This window comes from Marisediminicola senii (assembly GCF_011057645.1).
In the GTDB taxonomy this organism is placed as follows: Bacteria; Actinomycetota; Actinomycetes; order Actinomycetales; family Microbacteriaceae; genus Marisediminicola; species Marisediminicola senii.
Map to the genome: position 1 here is coordinate 95,951 of NZ_JAALGE010000001.1, position 16,952 is coordinate 112,902.

General features: G+C 69.7%; 14 protein-coding genes. 7 read left to right on the forward strand and 7 right to left on the reverse strand.

Annotation, left to right across the window (positions count from 1 at the left end; translation table 11 throughout):
* Positions 1 to 96: 96 nt before the first annotated feature.
* From G5S38_RS00485 to G5S38_RS00495, 3 genes are all read left to right on the forward strand, one after another.
* Positions 97 to 2,253 carry an ATP-dependent Clp protease ATP-binding subunit gene (locus G5S38_RS00485; protein ID WP_165063223.1) on the forward strand — a complete coding sequence of 719 codons (2,157 nt, stop codon included), beginning with the start codon at positions 97 to 99 and terminating at the stop codon, positions 2,251 to 2,253.
* 218 nt (positions 2,254 to 2,471) lie between these two features.
* Positions 2,472 to 3,254 (forward strand): HAD family hydrolase, encoded by a 783-nt coding sequence (locus G5S38_RS00490; protein WP_165063224.1) that lies wholly within the window; start codon positions 2,472 to 2,474, stop codon positions 3,252 to 3,254.
* On the forward strand, positions 3,251 to 5,761 hold the full coding sequence (locus G5S38_RS00495; protein ID WP_165063225.1) for a glycoside hydrolase family 65 protein: 2,511 nt from the start codon (positions 3,251 to 3,253) through the stop codon (positions 5,759 to 5,761). The genes G5S38_RS00490 and G5S38_RS00495 overlap by 4 nt, the downstream gene beginning before the upstream one ends.
* A 98-nt stretch (positions 5,762 to 5,859) precedes the next feature.
* Here the strand turns inward: G5S38_RS00495 and pgi are convergent, their stop codons facing one another.
* From pgi to G5S38_RS00520, 5 genes are all read right to left on the reverse strand, one after another.
* Positions 5,860 to 7,503, reverse strand: coding sequence for a glucose-6-phosphate isomerase (pgi, locus tag G5S38_RS00500; RefSeq protein WP_165063226.1), 1,644 nt, complete (start codon positions 7,501 to 7,503; stop codon positions 5,860 to 5,862).
* Between the two features lie 58 nt (positions 7,504 to 7,561).
* On the reverse strand, positions 7,562 to 8,638 hold the full coding sequence (locus G5S38_RS00505) for a threonine aldolase family protein (RefSeq protein ID WP_165063227.1): 1,077 nt from the start codon (positions 8,636 to 8,638) through the stop codon (positions 7,562 to 7,564).
* 34 nt (positions 8,639 to 8,672) lie between these two features.
* Positions 8,673 to 9,791 (reverse strand): ABC transporter permease, encoded by a 1,119-nt coding sequence (locus G5S38_RS00510; RefSeq protein WP_165063228.1) that lies wholly within the window; start codon positions 9,789 to 9,791, stop codon positions 8,673 to 8,675.
* A 53-nt stretch (positions 9,792 to 9,844) separates the two neighbouring features.
* On the reverse strand, positions 9,845 to 10,729 hold the full coding sequence (locus tag G5S38_RS00515) for an ABC transporter ATP-binding protein (RefSeq protein WP_165063229.1): 885 nt from the start codon (positions 10,727 to 10,729) through the stop codon (positions 9,845 to 9,847).
* 63 nt (positions 10,730 to 10,792) lie between these two features.
* The gene (locus tag G5S38_RS00520) at positions 10,793 to 11,515 is read right to left on the reverse strand and encodes a hypothetical protein (RefSeq protein ID WP_165063230.1); all 723 of its coding nucleotides are present in this window, start codon (positions 11,513 to 11,515) and stop codon (positions 10,793 to 10,795) included.
* 224 nt (positions 11,516 to 11,739) lie between these two features.
* Between G5S38_RS00520 and G5S38_RS00525 the strand changes: the two genes are divergently transcribed.
* On the forward strand, positions 11,740 to 12,660 hold the full coding sequence (locus tag G5S38_RS00525; RefSeq protein WP_165063500.1) for an AEC family transporter: 921 nt from the start codon (positions 11,740 to 11,742) through the stop codon (positions 12,658 to 12,660).
* A gap of 10 nt (positions 12,661 to 12,670) precedes the next feature.
* On the opposite strand, the gene G5S38_RS00530 is transcribed toward G5S38_RS00525, so the two are convergent.
* On the reverse strand, positions 12,671 to 13,507 hold the full coding sequence (locus tag G5S38_RS00530; RefSeq protein WP_165063231.1) for an exodeoxyribonuclease III: 837 nt from the start codon (positions 13,505 to 13,507) through the stop codon (positions 12,671 to 12,673).
* A 91-nt stretch (positions 13,508 to 13,598) separates the two neighbouring features.
* On the opposite strand from G5S38_RS00530, the gene G5S38_RS00535 reads away from it, so the two are divergent.
* From G5S38_RS00535 to G5S38_RS00545, 3 genes are all read left to right on the forward strand, one after another.
* Positions 13,599 to 14,714, forward strand: coding sequence for a hypothetical protein (locus G5S38_RS00535; RefSeq protein ID WP_165063232.1), 1,116 nt, complete (start codon positions 13,599 to 13,601; stop codon positions 14,712 to 14,714).
* Between the two features lie 92 nt (positions 14,715 to 14,806).
* On the forward strand, positions 14,807 to 15,358 hold the full coding sequence (gene pyrE / locus G5S38_RS00540) for an orotate phosphoribosyltransferase (RefSeq protein WP_165063233.1): 552 nt from the start codon (positions 14,807 to 14,809) through the stop codon (positions 15,356 to 15,358).
* Complete coding sequence (locus G5S38_RS00545; RefSeq protein WP_165063234.1) at positions 15,355 to 16,131, forward strand: hypothetical protein; 777 nt, start codon at positions 15,355 to 15,357, stop codon at positions 16,129 to 16,131. Before pyrE ends, G5S38_RS00545 begins: the two co-directional genes overlap by 4 nt.
* On the opposite strand, the gene G5S38_RS00550 is transcribed toward G5S38_RS00545, so the two are convergent.
* A complete protein-coding gene (locus G5S38_RS00550) occupies positions 16,110 to 16,910 on the reverse strand; it encodes an HAD-IIA family hydrolase (protein WP_165063235.1) in 801 nt (266 codons plus the stop codon). The genes G5S38_RS00545 and G5S38_RS00550 overlap by 22 nt on opposite strands.
* Positions 16,911 to 16,952: the final 42 nt, after the last annotated feature.

Consider the following 16,952-nt stretch of genomic DNA (forward strand, 5'->3'; position numbering starts at 1 on the left):
CGATACCCGAACCCGCCTCATTGCCAGTAGCAGGGCGTAAACTTGAGCCGCGAAGACTCAAGTCTGCTGACAGACTGGTGTGGCGAAAGGAACGCAATGGCAAATTTGCAGGGTGCCCCCGGCACGCAGCAGGACCAGAAGAGCGCGCTCGAGCAGTACGGCGTCGACCTGACCGAGATCGCCAGGCAGGGCAGGCTCGACCCGGTCATCGGCCGGGACGCCGAGATCCGCCGCGTCAGCCAAGTGCTGACCAGGCGCACCAAGAACAACCCCGTGCTCATCGGCGAGCCCGGCGTCGGCAAGACCGCGGTCGTCGAGGGACTCGCCCAGCGCATCGTCGCGGGTGACGTCGCCGACTCCCTCAAGAACAAGCGGCTCGTGAGCCTGGACCTTGCCGCCCTCGTCGCGGGAGCCAAGTACCGCGGCGAATTCGAGGAGCGCCTCAAGGCCGTGCTCGCGGAGATCAACGCCGCTGACGGGCAGATCATCACGTTCGTCGACGAGCTCCACACCCTGATGGGTGCCGGCGGCGGAGAAGGCTCGGTCGCGGCATCCAACATGCTCAAGCCCATGCTCGCCCGCGGCGAACTGCGCCTCATCGGCGCCACCACCCTCGACGAGTACCGGCAGTACATCGAGAAGGATGCCGCGCTCGAACGCCGCTTCCAGCAGGTGTTCGTCGGCGAACCGACGGTCGAAGACACCATCGCGATCCTCCGCGGGCTCAACCCGCGCTACGAGAGCCACCACGAGGTCCCCATCTCCGACGCGGCGCTCGTTGCCGCAGCATCCCTCTCCAATCGCTACATCTCTGGTCGCCAGCTGCCGGACAAGGCGATCGACCTCATCGACGAGGCCGCCAGCCGGCTACGAATGGAGATCGACTCGGCGCCCGTCGAGATCGACGAGCTGCGTCGCAGCGTCGACCGCCTGCGCATCGAGGAGCTCGCCCTCAAGCGCGAGAAGGATGACGCGTCGAAAGCACGCCTGCAGAAGCTGCAGGCCGACCTCGCCGTGCGCGCCGCCGACCTGAAGCAGCTCGAAGCCCGCTGGAACACCGAGAAGTCGGCGATCAATCGCATCGGAACCCTGAAGAAGCGCGCGGACGCCCTGCAGGTGCAGGCCGACCGCGCCCAGCGCGACGGCAACCTCGCCGAGGCCAGCCGCCTGCTCTACGGCGAGATCCCGGTGATCGAACGAGAACTCGCCGAAGCCGAGGCCTACGTGCCGGAGCACGAGCCCATGGTGGGAGAAGAGGTCACCGCCCTCGACATCGCCGCGGTCATCGCCGCCTGGACCGGTATTCCGATGGGCCGCCTGCTGCAGGGCGAGACCGAGAAACTGCTGCACCTCGAGGCCGAGCTGGGCAAACGCCTGATCGGCCAGAAGGAGGCCGTGCGTGCGGTCGCCGACGCCGTCCGGCGCACCAGGGCGGGAATCTCCGACGCCGACCGGCCCACCGGGTCGTTCCTCTTCCTCGGGCCGACCGGTGTCGGCAAGACCGAGCTCGCCAAGGCGCTCGCCGAATTCCTGTTCGACGACGAGAAGGCCATGATCCGCATCGACATGAGCGAGTACGGCGAGAAGCACTCCGTCTCGCGGCTGCTCGGTGCCCCTCCGGGGTACGTCGGCTACGAGCAGGGCGGGCAGCTGACCGAGGCTGTGCGTCGCCGGCCGTATTCGGTCGTGCTGATGGACGAGGTGGAGAAGGCGCACCCCGAGGTCTTCGACGTGCTGCTTCAGGTGCTCGACGACGGCAGGCTGACCGACGGCCAGGGCCGAACCGTGGACTTTCGCAACACCATCCTGATCCTCACCTCCAACCTCGGCAGCCAGTTCCTCGTCGATCCGTCGCTGACCGTCGAGCAGAAGAACGAGGCGGTCGGCGCGCTGGTTCGCCAGGCGTTCAAGCCCGAGTTCGTGAACCGGCTCGACGACATCGTCATCTTCTCGGCCCTCACCATGGAGGACCTCGGGCAGATCGTCGAGCTCTACATCGACCGCCTCTCGCGCCGGCTGGCGGAACGCCGGCTCGAACTCGCGGTCACGCCAGACGCGCGGGCCTGGCTCGCCGAACGCGGGTACGACCCCATCTACGGTGCGCGCCCGCTGCGCCGCCTGATGCAGCGCGAGATCGACGACCGTCTCGCCACCTCGCTGCTGTCGGGGGACATCCTCGACGGCGACACCGTGCTGGTCTCGCTCGATGGGGACGGCCTGGCGGTCTCGAAGGCAGAGACCGCAGACGTCTGATCGACGCGCGGGGGAGAGCGCGCCGAGGAGAGCGCGCGGGAGGGCACCGGGAGGGCGCTTGGCCGTGCGTCGCGGAGCGCCTCGGGGAGCCCGGAGAGCGGCGCGGCGCCCGGCCTGCAACTCGTGTCGCGCCGCGAGTATGCATGCGCGCGTATAAGGGCATAAGGTCGTACCGGCCCACTGGCGCCGCCGCCCGACGACATCGAGAGAAGACCGCCATGGCTGAGAGTACGACCGGCACCGCAACCCCGTCCGGCGGGCTGTTCACGGGCATGACGGCCGTGCTCTTCGACCTCGACGGTGTGCTCACCCCGACCGCCGACGTGCACATGGCGGCCTGGTCGCGGTTGTTCACCCCGTTCCTCGAGGCGCGCGGTATCACCCCGGGGTATTCGGACGCGGATTACTTCGAGTACATCGACGGAAAGCAGCGCTACGACGGCGTTCGCTCGCTGCTCGACTCCCGCGGCATCCACCTCGACGAGGGCACCCCGACCGACGATGCGGCGCTCGATACGGTCGCAGGCCTCGGCAACCGCAAGAACGTGACCTTCACCGAGGTGCTCACCCAGGCCGGCGTTCAGGCATATCCCGGGTCCGTGCGCTTTCTCGATGCGGTGACGGATGCCGCACTCGAGGTCGCGGTGGTGTCGAGCAGCCGCAACGCCGTGGTCGTGCTCACGGCAGCCGGTCTCGTCGACAGGTTCGAGGTGATCGTCGACGGACTCGTCGCCTCCGCCGAATCGATCGCGGGCAAGCCCGCCCCCGACACCTACCTGCGCGCCGCCGAGCTGCTCGGCCGCACCGCCGCGGAATGCGTGGTCGTCGAAGACGCGCACTCCGGCGTGCAGGCCGGCCGCGCTGGCAACTTCGGCCTGGTGATCGGCGTCGACCGCGGCGTCGGCGCCCAGGGCCTCCTCGACTCCGGGGCCGACCTCGTCGTCGCCGACCTGGCCGACCTCCTCCCCCTCGACGGAATCGAAACGGCGGCAACCGCATGACCGACATGACCAACCCCCTCGACCGCCAGCGGTACCCCGTCGACGAGTGGGCGCTCGTCGAGACCGAGTTCAGCCCGGCCGACATGGGCCGCACCGAGACCCTGTTCGCCGTCGGCAACGGGTACTTCGGCATGCGCGGCAATGTGACCGAGGGTCGCGAAGGCCACACCCATGGCACCTTCATCAACGGGCTCCACGAGACCTGGCCGATCCGCCACGCCGAGGAGGCCTACGGCTTCGCCCGCGTCGGCCAGACCATCGTCAACGCCCCCGATGCCAAGATCATGCGCGTCTACGTCGACGACGAGCCGTTCCTCATCTCCGAAGCCGAAGTGCTCGACTACAGCCGTCGACTCGACTTTCGCACCGGCGTGCTCTCCCGCGACCTGGTCTGGCGCACCCCGTCGGGCAAGCGCGTGCTCATCCAGGCCAGCCGCATGGTGTCGTTCAGCGACCGCCACCTGGCCGTGATCCAGTACGACGTCACGCTGCTCGATGCCGATGCATCCGTCGTCGTCTCGAGCCAGATCCTCAACCGGCAGGACGGCACCGACGAATACGACAGGGCCAAGTCGACCACCGCCCCCGAGCAGTTCGACCCGCGCAAGGCGGAGTCGCTCACCGAGCGCGTGCTGCAGCCGCGGTTCAAGCGCGCCGACGGCGGCCGCTACATGCTCGGGTACCGCACGACGAACTCGAACATGACGCTGGTCTGCGGTGCCGACCACTCCATCGAGACGGAGAACGCCTGGGAGGAGTCCTCGCATATCGCCGACGACCTCGCCAAGCACGTCTACCGCATCAAGGCGAAGGCCAACAAGCCCATCCGCATCACCAAGATGGTGAGCTACCACAGCTCGCGCGGCGTGCCGACGCGCGAACTCGCCGACCGCTGCGACCGCACCCTCGACCGCGCTCGTGCCGAGGGCGCCGAGACCGCCGTCGCCCGCCAGCGCTCCTGGCTCGACGACTACTGGCAGCGCACCGACGTGGAGCTGCACGGCCAGCCGGAACTGCAGCAGGCCATGCGCTGGAACCTGTTCCAGCTGGCGCAGGCATCGGCACGCGCCGACGGCCAGGGCGTGGCGGCCAAGGGCGTCAGCGGCACCGGGTACGGCGGACACTACTTCTGGGACACCGAGATCTACGTTCTGCCGGTGCTCAGCTACACCTCGCCCATCGCGGCACGTAACGCCCTGCGCTTTAGGCAGTCCATCCTCGGCGAGTCGCGCACGCGCGCCAAGGAGCTCAACCAGCACGGCGCGCTGTTCCCGTGGCGCACCATCAGCGGGCAGGAGTCCTCCGCGTACTACGCGGCGGGCACCGCGCAGTACCACATCGACGCCGACATCTCGTATGCGCTCAGCCAGTACCTGCTCGCCACCGGCGACCGCGACTTCCTCGCGCGCGGGGCGATCGACATCCTGGTCGAGACCGCGCGCATGTGGGCCGACCTCGGCTTCTGGCGCACCAACGGCGACAGTGCGTTCCACATCCACGGCGTTACAGGGCCCGACGAGTACACGACCGTCGTGAACGACAACCTCTACACGAACGTGATGGCCCGCTCGAACCTCGGCGCGGCAGCGCACGCGGTGCGCACCCTGCGCCGTGACGACCCGGTCGCGCACTCGCGCATGGCCAAGCGGCTCGCGCTCCACGACGGCGAGGTCGACGAGTGGCTGCGCGCCGCCGAGCGAATGTACATCCCGTTCGACAAGACGGTGGGCATCCACCCGCAGGACGCGCAGTTCCTCGAGAAGGAGGTGTGGGACCTCCCCAACACCCCGCCGGACAAGCGCCCGCTGCTGCTGCACTACCACCCCCTGGTGATCTACCGCTTCCAGGTGCTCAAGCAGGCCGATGTCGTGCTCGCGCTGTTCCTGCAGGGAGACCTGTTCACCGACGAGCAGAAGCTCGCCGACTTCGACTACTACGACCCGCTGACGACCGGCGATTCGACGCTCTCCGCCGTCGTGCAGTCGATCATCGCGGCCGAGGTGGGCTACCAGGAACTCGCCATGAAGTACTTCATGGCCGGGCTCTTCGTCGACCTCGCCGACCTGCACCACAACACCTCCGACGGCGTGCACGTCGCGTCGACCGGTGGAATGTGGAGCGCGCTGGTCTTCGGATTCGGCGGGTTGCGCGACCACAACGGCAACCTCACCCTCGACCCGCGCCTGCCCGCGGACTGGGACGGCATCACGTTCCGGCTCACGGTCAAGGGATCGCGCATGCGCGTCGACCTCGTGCAGGAGAGCGTGACCCTGACGATCGAGGAGGGAACCGAGGTGAGCATTGCGGTGCGCGGCGTGCACCACACCGTCGAGGCGGGCTCTCCCGTCGTGGTGTCGCTCGCACACCAGGGGCCGCGGCTCAAGGGCACCCCGAGCTCGAAGCGCATCGAGGGCGAGCGCCGCGCAGACGGCAGCGTCATTACCGCGACAGTGCCGATCAGCTGGCCGATCGGCGACGACCTGCCGGAGCTCACCGCGGTCGACTGACGCGCGGGAGCACCCGCCAGCAGACCCGGAAGGGGCCCGTTCGAGAACGGGCCCCTTCCGCGTGCCGGCGAGCGCGTGGCGCTCGTGCTGGCTGCTGCCTACCGGTTCGCCTCGCGGAACCGGCGGATTGCCGCCGAGGTCGACGCGTCGTGGTCGAGGTCGGCGTCGTCGCCCGCCGACAGGTCGTCGGCGATGCGGGTGGCGAGCACCTTGCCGAGCTCGACGCCCCACTGGTCGAACGAGTTGATGCCCCACACGGTGCCCTGCGTGAACACCTTGTGCTCGTAGAGCGCGACGAGCTGCCCGAGCACGAACGGGGTGAGCGTCGGGGCGAGGATGGTGGTCGTCGGGCGGTTGCCCGGAAAGACACGGTGCGGCGCGACATCCACATCTACTCCCGACTCGAGCACCTCGTCGAGCGTCTTGCCGAAGGCGAGGGCTTCGGTCTGCGCGAACATGTTGGCCATCAGCAGCAGGTGGTGGTCGCCGACCTCGCGCACGGGCGTGAGATAGCCGATGAAGTCGGAGGGGATCATCTTGGTGCCCTGGTGGATGAGCTGGAAGAACGCGTGCTGCCCGTTCGTGCCGGGCTGTCCCCACGAGATCGCGCCGGTCTGGCCGTCGACGGTGCGCCCCTCGAGGTCGACGGACTTCCCGTTGCTCTCCATCTCGAGCTGCTGCAGGTAGGCCGGAAACCGGTTCAGGTACTGGCTGTACGGCAGCACCGCCTGGGTCTCGGCGTTCCAGAAGTTGTTGTACCAGATGCCGATGAGGCCGAGCAGCACCGGCAGGTTGCGATCGAGCGGCGCGGTGCGAAAGTGCGTGTCCATGGCGCGGAACCCGGAGAGCATGTCGCTGAACTGGTCACGGCCGATGGCGACCATCAACGACAGGCCGACGGCGGAATCCATCGAGTAGCGCCCGCCGACCCAGTCCCAGAAGCCGAACATGTTGGCGGTGTCGATGCCGAATTCGGCGACCTTCTCGGCGTTGGTCGATACCGCGACGAAGTGCTTGCCGATCGCCGCCTCGTCGGTGAGCGAGTCGAGCAGCCAGTCGCGGGCGGTGCGCGCGTTGGTGAGCGTCTCGAGGGTGGTGAACGTCTTGGAGCAGACGATGAACAGCGTCTCCTGCGGGTCGAGCCCGCGCAGGGCCTCGTCGATGTCCGCGCCGTCGACGTTGGAGACGAACTTCATGGTCAGGTCGCGGTCACTGTAGGCGGCGAGGGCCTCGAAGGCCATGGCGGGGCCGAGGTCGGATCCGCCGATGCCGATGTTGACGACCGAGCGGATGCGCTTGCCGGTGTGGCCGGTGAAGCTGCCGTCGCGAATGCTGTCGGCGAAGTCGCCCATGCGGTCGAGCACCTCGTGCACCTCGGGCACCACGTCGGTGCCGTCGACCACGATCGAGTCGTCGCGGCTGGCGCGCAGGGCGACGTGCAGCACCGAGCGGTGCTCCGTGGTGTTGATGGGCTTGCCGGTGAACATGTCGTCGATGCGCTGGGGCAGCCCGACCGCGCGCGCGAGGTCGGTGAGCAGGCCGATGGTCTCGCCGGTCACGATGTTCTTCGAGAAGTCGACGACCAGGTCGTTGTCGTCGACGGTCAGCGCCTCGGCGCGCTGGGGGTCGGCGGCGAACAGGTCGCGGATGGTCTCGGAGGCCATCGCCTCACGGTGCTGCGCCAGCGCCTCCCACTCCGGTCGTTCCTGAACGGGCGGGGTGACGGGGTCGGTCGTCGACATGTCGTGCCTTTCGGGTTGCGTGGTCGTGGATAACGCTAGTTGCGGGCGGGGCGGCGGGCTACCCGGGTGAGGGCGCCACCGGACCGTGCTGGTCGAGCGCGGCCCGGATGGCTGCGACGAACGCGTCGACGTCGCTCTCGGTGGTGTCGAACGCGCACATCCAGCGCACCTCGCCGCGCGCGGCATCCCAGTCGTAGAAGCGGAACGACTCGCGCACCCGGTCGGCGACACCCGCCGGCAGGATCGCGAACACCGCGTTCGCCTGGGTGGGCTGGGTCACCGTGATACCGGGCAGCGTATCGATCGCGGTGCGCAGGCGCTCGGCCATCGCGTTCGCGTGCTGCGCCGACCGCAGCCACAGGTCTCCCTCGAGCAGCGCGAGCAGCTGGGCAGACGCGAACCGCATCTTCGACGACAGCTGCATGTCCATCTTGCGCAGAAAGCGCAGGCCAGTGGATGCCTCTGGGCTGAGCACCACGACGGCCTCGCCATACATCAGGCCGTTCTTGGTGCCTCCGAAGCTCACCAGGTCGACGCCGGCGTCGGTCGTGAACGCGCGAAGCGGCACACCGAGGCTCGCCGCCGCATTCGCGAGGCGCGCGCCGTCCATGTGCACGGTCATGCCGCGGGCGTGCGCGTGCTCGGTGATCGCGCGCACCTCGTCCGGCGTGTAGACGGTGCCGAGCTCGGTCGACTGGGTGATGCTCACGGCGAGCGGCTGCGCGCGGTGCTCGTCGCCCCACCCCCACGCCTGGGTGTCGATCGCGGCCGGGGTGAGCTTGCCGTCGGGGGCGGCGACGGTGAGCAGCTTGAGGCCGGCGATGCGCTCGGGTGCTGCGTTCTCGTCGCGGTCGATGTGCGCGTGCTCCGAGCAGACCACGGCGCCCCAGCGGGGCAGCATCGACTGCAGGCTGAGCACGTTGGCCCCGGTGCCGTTGAACACCGGGAACGCCTCGGCGCGCTCGCCGAAGTGCTGCCTCATGACCTCCTGCAACCGCGCGGTGTAGGCGTCTTCGCCGTACGACACCTGGTGTCCACCGTTCGCGTCTGCGATGGCCTGCAGCACCTCGGGGTGGATGCCGGCGTAGTTGTCGGAGGCGAAACTGCGGCTGGTTGGGTCGTGCAGCTGTGTCATCCATCCAGTCTTGCTCAGTTTCGAGGTGCGGCCGTCAGCCGGCGATGGCGTCTCGCAGCCTGACCCTGCTGCCGGTGCGCAGCAGCGCGTTCGAGTAGATGCGCGCGCCGAGCGCGATCGCGCCCGCGGTGGTGAGGATGAGGATGGCGAGCGACAGGAGCGGTTCCCACCATTCGGCTGTGCCGAGGAACAGGCGCATGGGCATGCCGACCGGGGCGGAGAACGGCACGTACGACATGACCGCCAGCACCAGGGCGTTGTCGTTGAACAGAATGACGCCGAGGTACGGGATCATCACGAGCGTCATCACCGGCGAGATGACCGTACCCACGTCTTCGACGCGCGAGACGAGTGACCCGCTGGCCGCGAACAGGGCGGCCAGGAGCACGAACCCGAACACGAAGAACAGCACGAACCAGCCCACCGCCGGGCCGACCTGGCCGAGCAGCGACTGCTGCCCGGTGACCAGCAGCCCGATGGACGCGACGGTGGTGATGAGGATGATCTGCCCGAACGCGAGCAGCGAGTTGCCGATCACCTTGCCGGCGAGCAGTAACCGCGCCGAGATGGTGGCGAGCAGGATCTCGACGATGCGGGTCTGCTTCTCCTCGACGACGCTCTGCGCGATCGTCGTGCCGAAGGTGATCGACGACGCGAAGAACACCAGCCCGAAGCCGAGGGCCACCAGGTAGACCAGGAACGGATCCTGGCTGCCCGGGTCGAGGATGCGCACGTCGGGCTGCGTGCTCAGCGATGCGATGACGGCGGTCGGCGCCTGGTCGAGCCCGACGACGGTGAACCCGAGGTCGGATTCGGTGGAGCCGGAGAGCACGGCGGCCTCGACCTCTCCGTCGCGCAGCAGCTGCTCTGCCTCGGCGACCGTCTGCACGAGTACGGTCTCGTAGCTCATGACGGTGGGCAGCGCGTTGACCACCGATCGCTGCACGGCGACTTTGGGCAGGTCGGCCGTGGCGGTGAGCACCCCGCCGATGATGATCGAGGCGAGCACGGTCAGCATCAGGATCGCGCTCGAGACGAGAAAGCTCCTGCTGCGCAGCCGCGTGGTGATCTCGCGCCCGGCGACGAGGCGCACGGCCCGCGTCGCAGCGATCGGGCGGGCGCCCGAGGGGGAAGTGGGAACCGGGCGGGCCACGGGCTCTCGTGCCGGCTGGGGTGCCGACTCTGGCGCCGGGCGTGGTGGCCTGCTCACTGGATGACCTCCCGAAAGATCTGGGCGAGCGACGGTTGCTGCCGCTGGAACCCGTGCACGGCGCCGAGGCCCGCGGCGTGGTGCAGCACGGCCTGGCCGGTCGCCTCGCTGTCGACGTCGAACACCGCGCGGGTGCCGTCGATGTCGACCGCGGTCACCCCGGCGACGTCGCGCACCCACGACACGTCGCCGGCGACGGTGAGCTCGTAGCGGTGGCCGCCCCGCTCGGCCCGCAGCTGCTCGCGCGAGCCGCGCGCGCGGATGGTGCCATCGGCGATCACCACCAGGTCGTCGCAGAGCCGCTCGACGATGTCGAGCTGGTGCGAGGAGAACAGTACGGGCGCCCCGGCGGCCGCGCGCGCCGACAGCACGCCGAGCACGGTCTCGACGGCGACCGGGTCGAGGCCGGAGAACGGCTCGTCGAGAACGAGCACGTCGGGGGAGTGCACGAGGGCCGCGGCGATCTGCGCCCGCTGCTGGTTGCCGAGCGAGAGCGACTCGACGGTGTCGTTCGCGCGCTGCTCGAGGCCGAGCTGCCCCAGCAGCTCCGCCGTGTTCGCCTTCGCCTCGCGCGGGCCGAGGCCGTGCAGCAGGGCGAGGTAGACGAGCTGCTCGGCCACCCGCATCTTCGGGTAGAGCCCGCGCTCCTCCGGCATGTACCCAAAGCGCGTGCGGTCAGCTGCGGTGACGGGCGCCCCGTCGATCGTGACCGTGCCGGCATCGGGAGTCAGGACCCCCAGGATGACCCGCATCGCCGTGGTCTTGCCCGCCCCGTTGGCCCCGACGAATCCCGTCATCCGGCCGTTGCCGACGGTGAACGACACGTCGCTGAGCACGGCGCGGTCGCCGAACGAGCGCGAGATGGAGTGGAGCTCGAGCACCGGTTCCTCCTGGAATTCGGTCGGTGAGGATCCCAGTGTGCCCCGCTGGCCTGTGGCCGCGGATCAGCCGCAGTACTCGGCGGGCGTGAGGGGGCTGTCGGAGACGCTGATCACGCGCACTGCGTCGTCGTCGGGGTTGACCTCGAACGCGATGTAGGTGCCGGCATCGCCCGCGACGGCGTACGTGTTCTCGGTGCCCTCGAACTCGCCCTGCTCGAGCTCCGGGTAGGCCGCGGTCAGGTCGTCGAGTGACGAGCCGACGCCGATTCCCTCCGCGGTCGCCGGAACCATGGTCGAGTCGCCGGTCCTGCCCACCAGGGTGACGCTCACGATCGCGCCGTCGACCGACTGCGTGATGAACGAGGCGATACCGGCCGCCTCCGGCGTGAAGTCGCCGACCCCCGGGCAGTTCTCGAGGTCGACGTCGTAGACGAACTGCGCCATCCCGGCCCTCGCCGCGTCGAATTCTGCTCCGAGCTGGAGGGGACCGACCCCGGTGAAGTCGATCGTCCACGATGTCGGGTCGGAGGCGTCGGAGGCGTCGGAGGTGTCGGATGAGTCGACGGGTGCGGCATCGGTGCCGGTTGCGGGTGCGTCGCCGGTGCCGTCGGCAGCGGGGGGCGCGGTGGCCGTATCGTCCGCTGCGGGCGGTGCCGCCTCGGTGGATGCCGAGGGGATGGGCTTCGCGGCGGGGGTCGGGGCCGCGGCATCCACCGAGCACCCTGCCGTAGCGATCACCGTGGCGACGGCGAGGATCGTGAGCGCGGTACGTGACGGTGAGTGCATCGGATCCCCTGGCTGGTCGAGGCAGGCGAGCGGCGTGGTCCCCGCGCCCTCCGTGCCTGTGCACAGCCTAGGGAGCAGGGGTGTGCCGCGGGGGAAGCCGCCCCGTCCCCGGCGCAAAGCGTTACGCAATCCTGACAATCAATCGTGTTTTGACGGCGCGTGCCCCGCGGCCCGCGTCGGGAGCCGCCGCCCCCAGGGGTGAGACTGGACTGATGAATGGATCGATGGCGGGCGTACTCACGGGCTTCGCGATCATCGGTTCGGTGATCGCCGTCGGCTACGTCGTCGAGCGGCTCGGCATCCTCGGGCCCCGCGCCGGCTTCGTCCTCAATCGCATCGTGTTCTTCGTTTTGTCGCCCTGCCTGCTGTTCACCGTGCTGGCCGAGGCCGATGTCACGGTGTTGTTCTCCCGGCTGCTCGTGGTCTCGGCGCTGGCAGCGCTCTGCTGCTTTGCGCTCTACGCGATCGTCGCGTTCGGCATCTGGCGCCGCCCGGTTCCTGAGGCGCTCATCGGCACGGCCGCGTCGGGCTGGGTCAACGCCAACAACATCGGCATCCCGGTCGCCGTCTACGTGATCGGCGACCCGGCCTACGTCGCGCCGGTGATCATGTTTCAGCTGATCATCTTCACTCCCATCGTCCTCACGATCCTCGACCTGCGCACGAGCGGCACGACGTCGCTCGGCCGTGTGCTCATGCAGCCCATCCGCAACCCGATCATCATCGGGTCGGCGCTCGGTGCCATCGTGTCGGCCACCGGGCTCGAGATCCCGCAGCCGGTACTCGAGCCGTTCGAGCTGGTCGGCGCCGCGGCCGTGCCCGTCGTGCTCATCGCGTTCGGAATGTCGCTGCGCGGCCAGCGCGCGCTCGCCCCTGGCTCCGGACGCCGCGACGTTCTCCTCGCCTCCGCCATCAAGATCGCCATCATGCCGCTCATCGCGTGGGCGCTCGGCCAGTTCGCGTTCGGCCTCGAGGGCATGCAGCTGTTCGCCGTCGTGGTGATGGCGTCACTGCCCACCGCGCAGAACGTCTTCAACTACGCGCAGCGCTACGAGCGCGGCGAGATCGTCGCCCGCGACACCGTGCTCAGCACCACCATCGGATCGCTGCCGGTGCTGCTGGTCGTCGCGGCCTTCCTGAGCTGAGGGCCCCGACCTAGAAGATCATCGGCCGATCGTCGTCGTCATCGATCGCGATATCGAGGTCGACCACCACGGGAACGTGGTCGCTCGGGGCGTCGCCCTTGCGCTCGTTGCGGTAGATGCCGGCCTCGGTCACGAGCGCGTCGAACGGCGCTGAACCGAGGATGAAGTCGATGCGCATGCCCTCATTGCGGGGGAATCGCAGCTGCTGGTAGTCCCAGTAGGTGTAGCCCTCGATGTCGCGCGAGCGCAGCGCGTCGACGAGCCCCGCGCTCTCGAACGCGGCGAACGCGGCCCGCTCAGGCGCACTGACGTGGGTGTGCCCCTCGAAGACCCCGATATCCCAGACGTCCTTGTCGAACGGTGCGATGTTGAAGTCACCCATCAGGGCGAGCGGCTGCCCTGGCGCCGCGGCCAGCCAGGCGGCGGTCTCCCTCTCGAGGTTCGCCAGCCATTCGAGCTTGTAGGCGTAGTGCGGATCGTCGAGCTCGCGACCGTTGGGCACGTAAAGGCTCCACAGCCGCACGCCGTTGACCGTCACCCCCATGGCGCGGGCCTCCACCGGCACCACGCCGTTCGCGTCCGGCTTGCCGAACCGCGGTGCGCCCTCGAACCCGCGGGTGACGTCGTCCATCGGCAGGCGGCTGGCGAATGCGACGCCGTTCCACTGGTTGAGCCCGTGCATCTCGACCTCGTACCCGGCTTCGAGGAATTCGTCGAAGGGAAACTGCCCCTCCTTGCACTTGATCTCCTGCATGCCGAGAACGTCGATGTGTTCTCGCACCAACCAGTCGACGACCCTGCCGACACGAGCTCTGATCGAATTGACGTTCCAGGTGGCGACACGCATGGTGCAACGCTAGCAAGTCGGGGTGGGGCGCCCGGTCCACATCCCCGAACAAAACCCCCCATTCGGGGGCCCGCCCGCGTACGGTGAGACGGTGGACCGCAACCCGACCCCCGACGACACCCCCGACGACGCACTCGCCGCCGCTTTCGGTGACGCTTCCGACGAGCATCCGGCAGGCGAACCGGCTGGCGAATCGGCCGGTGCGCTCGCCGCGCTCCGGCGCCGGTCGCAGCTGCTGCCGAGCCTCGTGGGGGCCGTCGCGTTGGTCGTCGTCATCGGCGTCGCGACCATCGGACTGACCCGCACCCCGTCGGGCGATGCGCGGTCGATGGATGCCGCGCCCGCCGCCACCGCGGAGGCAGACGCCGCCGCATCCACCGACACCGCCCCCTTCGACACCGCGGCCGACTCCGCCACCGAGCAACCGGCCGGCGTCGTCGCTCCCGAGGCGCCGCTCGCCCGCAGCGTCACCGCGCCCGCGCGCCCGCCGCTGCTCGCGGCACCCGTGTCGCCGTTCACCACCCCGCCCGCGGTCGCCGACGGCACCCAGTCGACCGCGCCGAACCTCGTGGCCCCGAATGCGGCGGCCCCGATCCTCGCGGCGCCGGGGGCGGCATCGCCGGGCACGGGAACCGGCGGGCGCTCCCCGTGGACCCTGCCGTCGACCTCGCCCACCCTCCCCCCGCTCCTTCCGGTCAGCAGCGCCCCGCCCCGCGACACGACGCCCACGCCCGGCGGTACCACTCCGCGGCCGGGCACCGGCGGGGGCGGCGGCAATGGCGGCTCCGGCAATGGCGGGGGCAACAACGGCAACTCGGGCAACGGCGGGGGTAACAACACCCCTCCGGCGAACCCCAGCACACCGACACCCGCTCCCGCCCAGCCTGCGCCGCCCACGACTCCGCCGGCGACGCCGCCGCCCGCGACGAACCCGCCCGTGACCACCCCGCCCGCCCCGGCACCCGAGACGCCTACACCGGCCCCCGAGCCGGAACCGGCACCCGCGCCAGAACCCGAGCCGGAGCCAGAACCCGCGCCGCCCGCGGACCCGGCCCCCGAGCCCATTCCCCTGCCCGACCCCGCCGCACCGGTCGACGACCCCGCGGCGGGATCGCAGCAGAGGCAGCAGCCGCGGCTCGGCGACCCCAACCTGCGCGACGCGCTCGAGGACGTCATCATCCCGGGGCTCGAACGCATCTGGCCCTAGGCCTGACCCTGGGCCGCGGCAACCGTCAGGCGGCCGAACGAGGGCCAGCGAGCCAGTCGCCGCCCCGTATTCGCTGGCCTACAGTGAATGACGTGACCGACGCCCGCAGCCAGCTCATCCAGTACATCTCCGACGACGCCGTCTTTCACGGTGACTTCGTCCTGACGAGCGGCAAGAAGGCCACCTACTACGTCGACCTGCGCAAGGTCAGCCTCGACCACCGCGTCGCCCCGCTCATCGGGCAGGTCATGCTCGACCTCATCGCCGAGGTTCCCGACGTCGTCGCCGTCGGCGGAATGACCATGGGAGCAGACCCCGTCGCCGCCGCGGTGCTGCACCAGGGCGCCGCACGCGGACTCTCCTACGACGCGTTCGTCGTGCGCAAGGAGCCCAAGGACCACGGGCGCGGCAAGCAGGTGGAGGGCCCCGACCTCGAGGGCAAGCGCGTCATCGTGCTCGAAGACACCTCGACCACCGGTGGCTCCCCGCTTGCGGCCATCGCCGCACTCGAGCGCATCGGGGCGATCGTCGCCGCGGTCGCCGTCGTCGTCGACCGCGACACCGGGGCCAAAGAGGTCATCGAATCCGCGGGATACCCGTACTTCTCGGCGATCGGGCTCGCCGACCTCGGGCTGCTCCCGTGACGCCAGGCGGCACGGAGCCAGAAGCAGCGCAGCCGGAACGTACGGAGCAGCGCGACGGGGCCGAAGTCCTCGACGAGACCGACGAGATTGACGAGACCGACGAGCTCGTCGAAGCGGACCCGGCTGCCTGGGTCGAAGCGCAGTTCGACGGCCCATACGACGCGTCGGATGGAGTCGAACCTGCTGATGTCGAGCCTGCTGGCGTCGAGCCTGCTGGCGTCGAGTCGGCTGACGTCGAGCCTGCTGGCGACGGCCCCGCTCACGTCGCAGCGACCGACGTACCCGAGCCCGAAGCATCCACGCCCGAACGTCCTGCGCCGGGTGACCGGCTGCCAGCGCTCCGTCCGTCGTGGAATGACGCGCCCGCCCAGTCGGCAGCCGCGACCGCAGCCGCAGCCGTGACTCCGTCCAGCGCGGTCTCCGACGACGTCTTCGCTGCTGCCTCCCCGCGCCGGGCCGCGCGCGAGGCCGCGGCCCGGCAGGCCCCCATCTCGCTGCCGCCGGAACTCGCCGTCGCCCCCGACCTCACGACGGAGGGCCTGCCCGTCATGCTGCCCGCGCCCGTCGACCGCCCCTCGGGCACGGCGACAGGCACCGGGCCGCTGTCGTCGATGCCCCAGGGCCAGCGTCGAGCCATAGTCGCGCTGATCGTGGTCGTCGCGCTCGCGGTGGTCGTGCTGATGGTCATCCTGGGCGCACGCGCGGTCGCGACCCTGGGTGCACCCCAGGCGGCTACGGCGCCGGCCGCCGCTCAGTCGATGTCGGCTGTGTAGGGCTCGGTGTCCACCAGCTCGACGACCCCGCCGAGCACCTCGTCCGGCCGGAACGGGTAGCGCTCGATCTCGGCGTTGTCGCTGATGCCCGTGAGCACGAGGATCGTGTGCAGCCCGGCCTCGATGCCCGCGATGATGTCGGTGTCCATCCGGTCGCCGATCATGGCGGTGTTCTCGGAGTGCGCTCCGATCTTGTTCATCGCCGACCGGAACATCATCGGGTTGGGCTTGCCCACGATGTAGGGCTCACGTCCGGTGGCCTTCGTGATGAGGGCCGCGACGGCACCGGTGGCCGGCATCGGTCCGTCGGCGCTCGGGCCCGTGGCATCCGGATTCGTGACGATGAACCGCGACCCGGCACCGATCAGGCGGATGGCCTTGGTGATCGCGTCGAAGGAGTAGTTGCGGGTCTCGCCGACCACCACGTAGTCGGGGTCGCTCTCGGTCATGATGAAGCCCGCCTCGTGCAGAGCCGTGGTGATGCCGGCCTCGCCGATGACGAAAGCCGAGCCGCCTGGCATCTGCGACCGGAGGAAGTCGGCGGTCGCGAGCGCGGAGGTCCAGAGGAATTCCTCCGGCACGTCGAGGCCCGATGACCGCAGCCGCGCGCTCAGATCGCGCGGGGTGAAGATCGAATTGTTGGTGAGGACGAGGAAGGGATTGCCCTTGTCTCGCCACTGCCGCAGCAGGTCGGCGGCGCCGGGGAGGGCCTTGTTCTCGTGCACGAGAACGCCGTCCATGTCGGTCAGCCAGCATTCGATTTCGTCGCGGTTGCCCATGCCGTCATAGTACCGAGCCGACCCAGCGAGCGGTGGGTCTAG

Bases quoted from the DNA above. Each gene is read 5' to 3' on its own strand.
- pgi (WP_165063226.1), bottom strand. From the start codon at position 7,503: ATGTCGACGACCGACCCCGTCACCCCGCCCGTTCAGGAACGACCGGAG.
- G5S38_RS00485 (WP_165063223.1), top strand. From the start codon at position 97: ATGGCAAATTTGCAGGGTGCCCCCGGCACGCAGCAGGACCAGAAGAGC.
- G5S38_RS00495 (WP_165063225.1), top strand. From the start codon at position 3,251: ATGACCGACATGACCAACCCCCTCGACCGCCAGCGGTACCCCGTCGAC.
- G5S38_RS00550 (WP_165063235.1), bottom strand. From the start codon at position 16,910: ATGGGCAACCGCGACGAAATCGAATGCTGGCTGACCGACATGGACGGC.
- G5S38_RS00490 (WP_165063224.1), top strand. From the start codon at position 2,472: ATGGCTGAGAGTACGACCGGCACCGCAACCCCGTCCGGCGGGCTGTTC.
- G5S38_RS00525 (WP_165063500.1), top strand. From the start codon at position 11,740: ATGGCGGGCGTACTCACGGGCTTCGCGATCATCGGTTCGGTGATCGCC.
- G5S38_RS00505 (WP_165063227.1), bottom strand. From the start codon at position 8,638: ATGACACAGCTGCACGACCCAACCAGCCGCAGTTTCGCCTCCGACAAC.
- G5S38_RS00520 (WP_165063230.1), bottom strand. From the start codon at position 11,515: ATGCACTCACCGTCACGTACCGCGCTCACGATCCTCGCCGTCGCCACG.
- G5S38_RS00530 (WP_165063231.1), bottom strand. From the start codon at position 13,507: ATGCGTGTCGCCACCTGGAACGTCAATTCGATCAGAGCTCGTGTCGGC.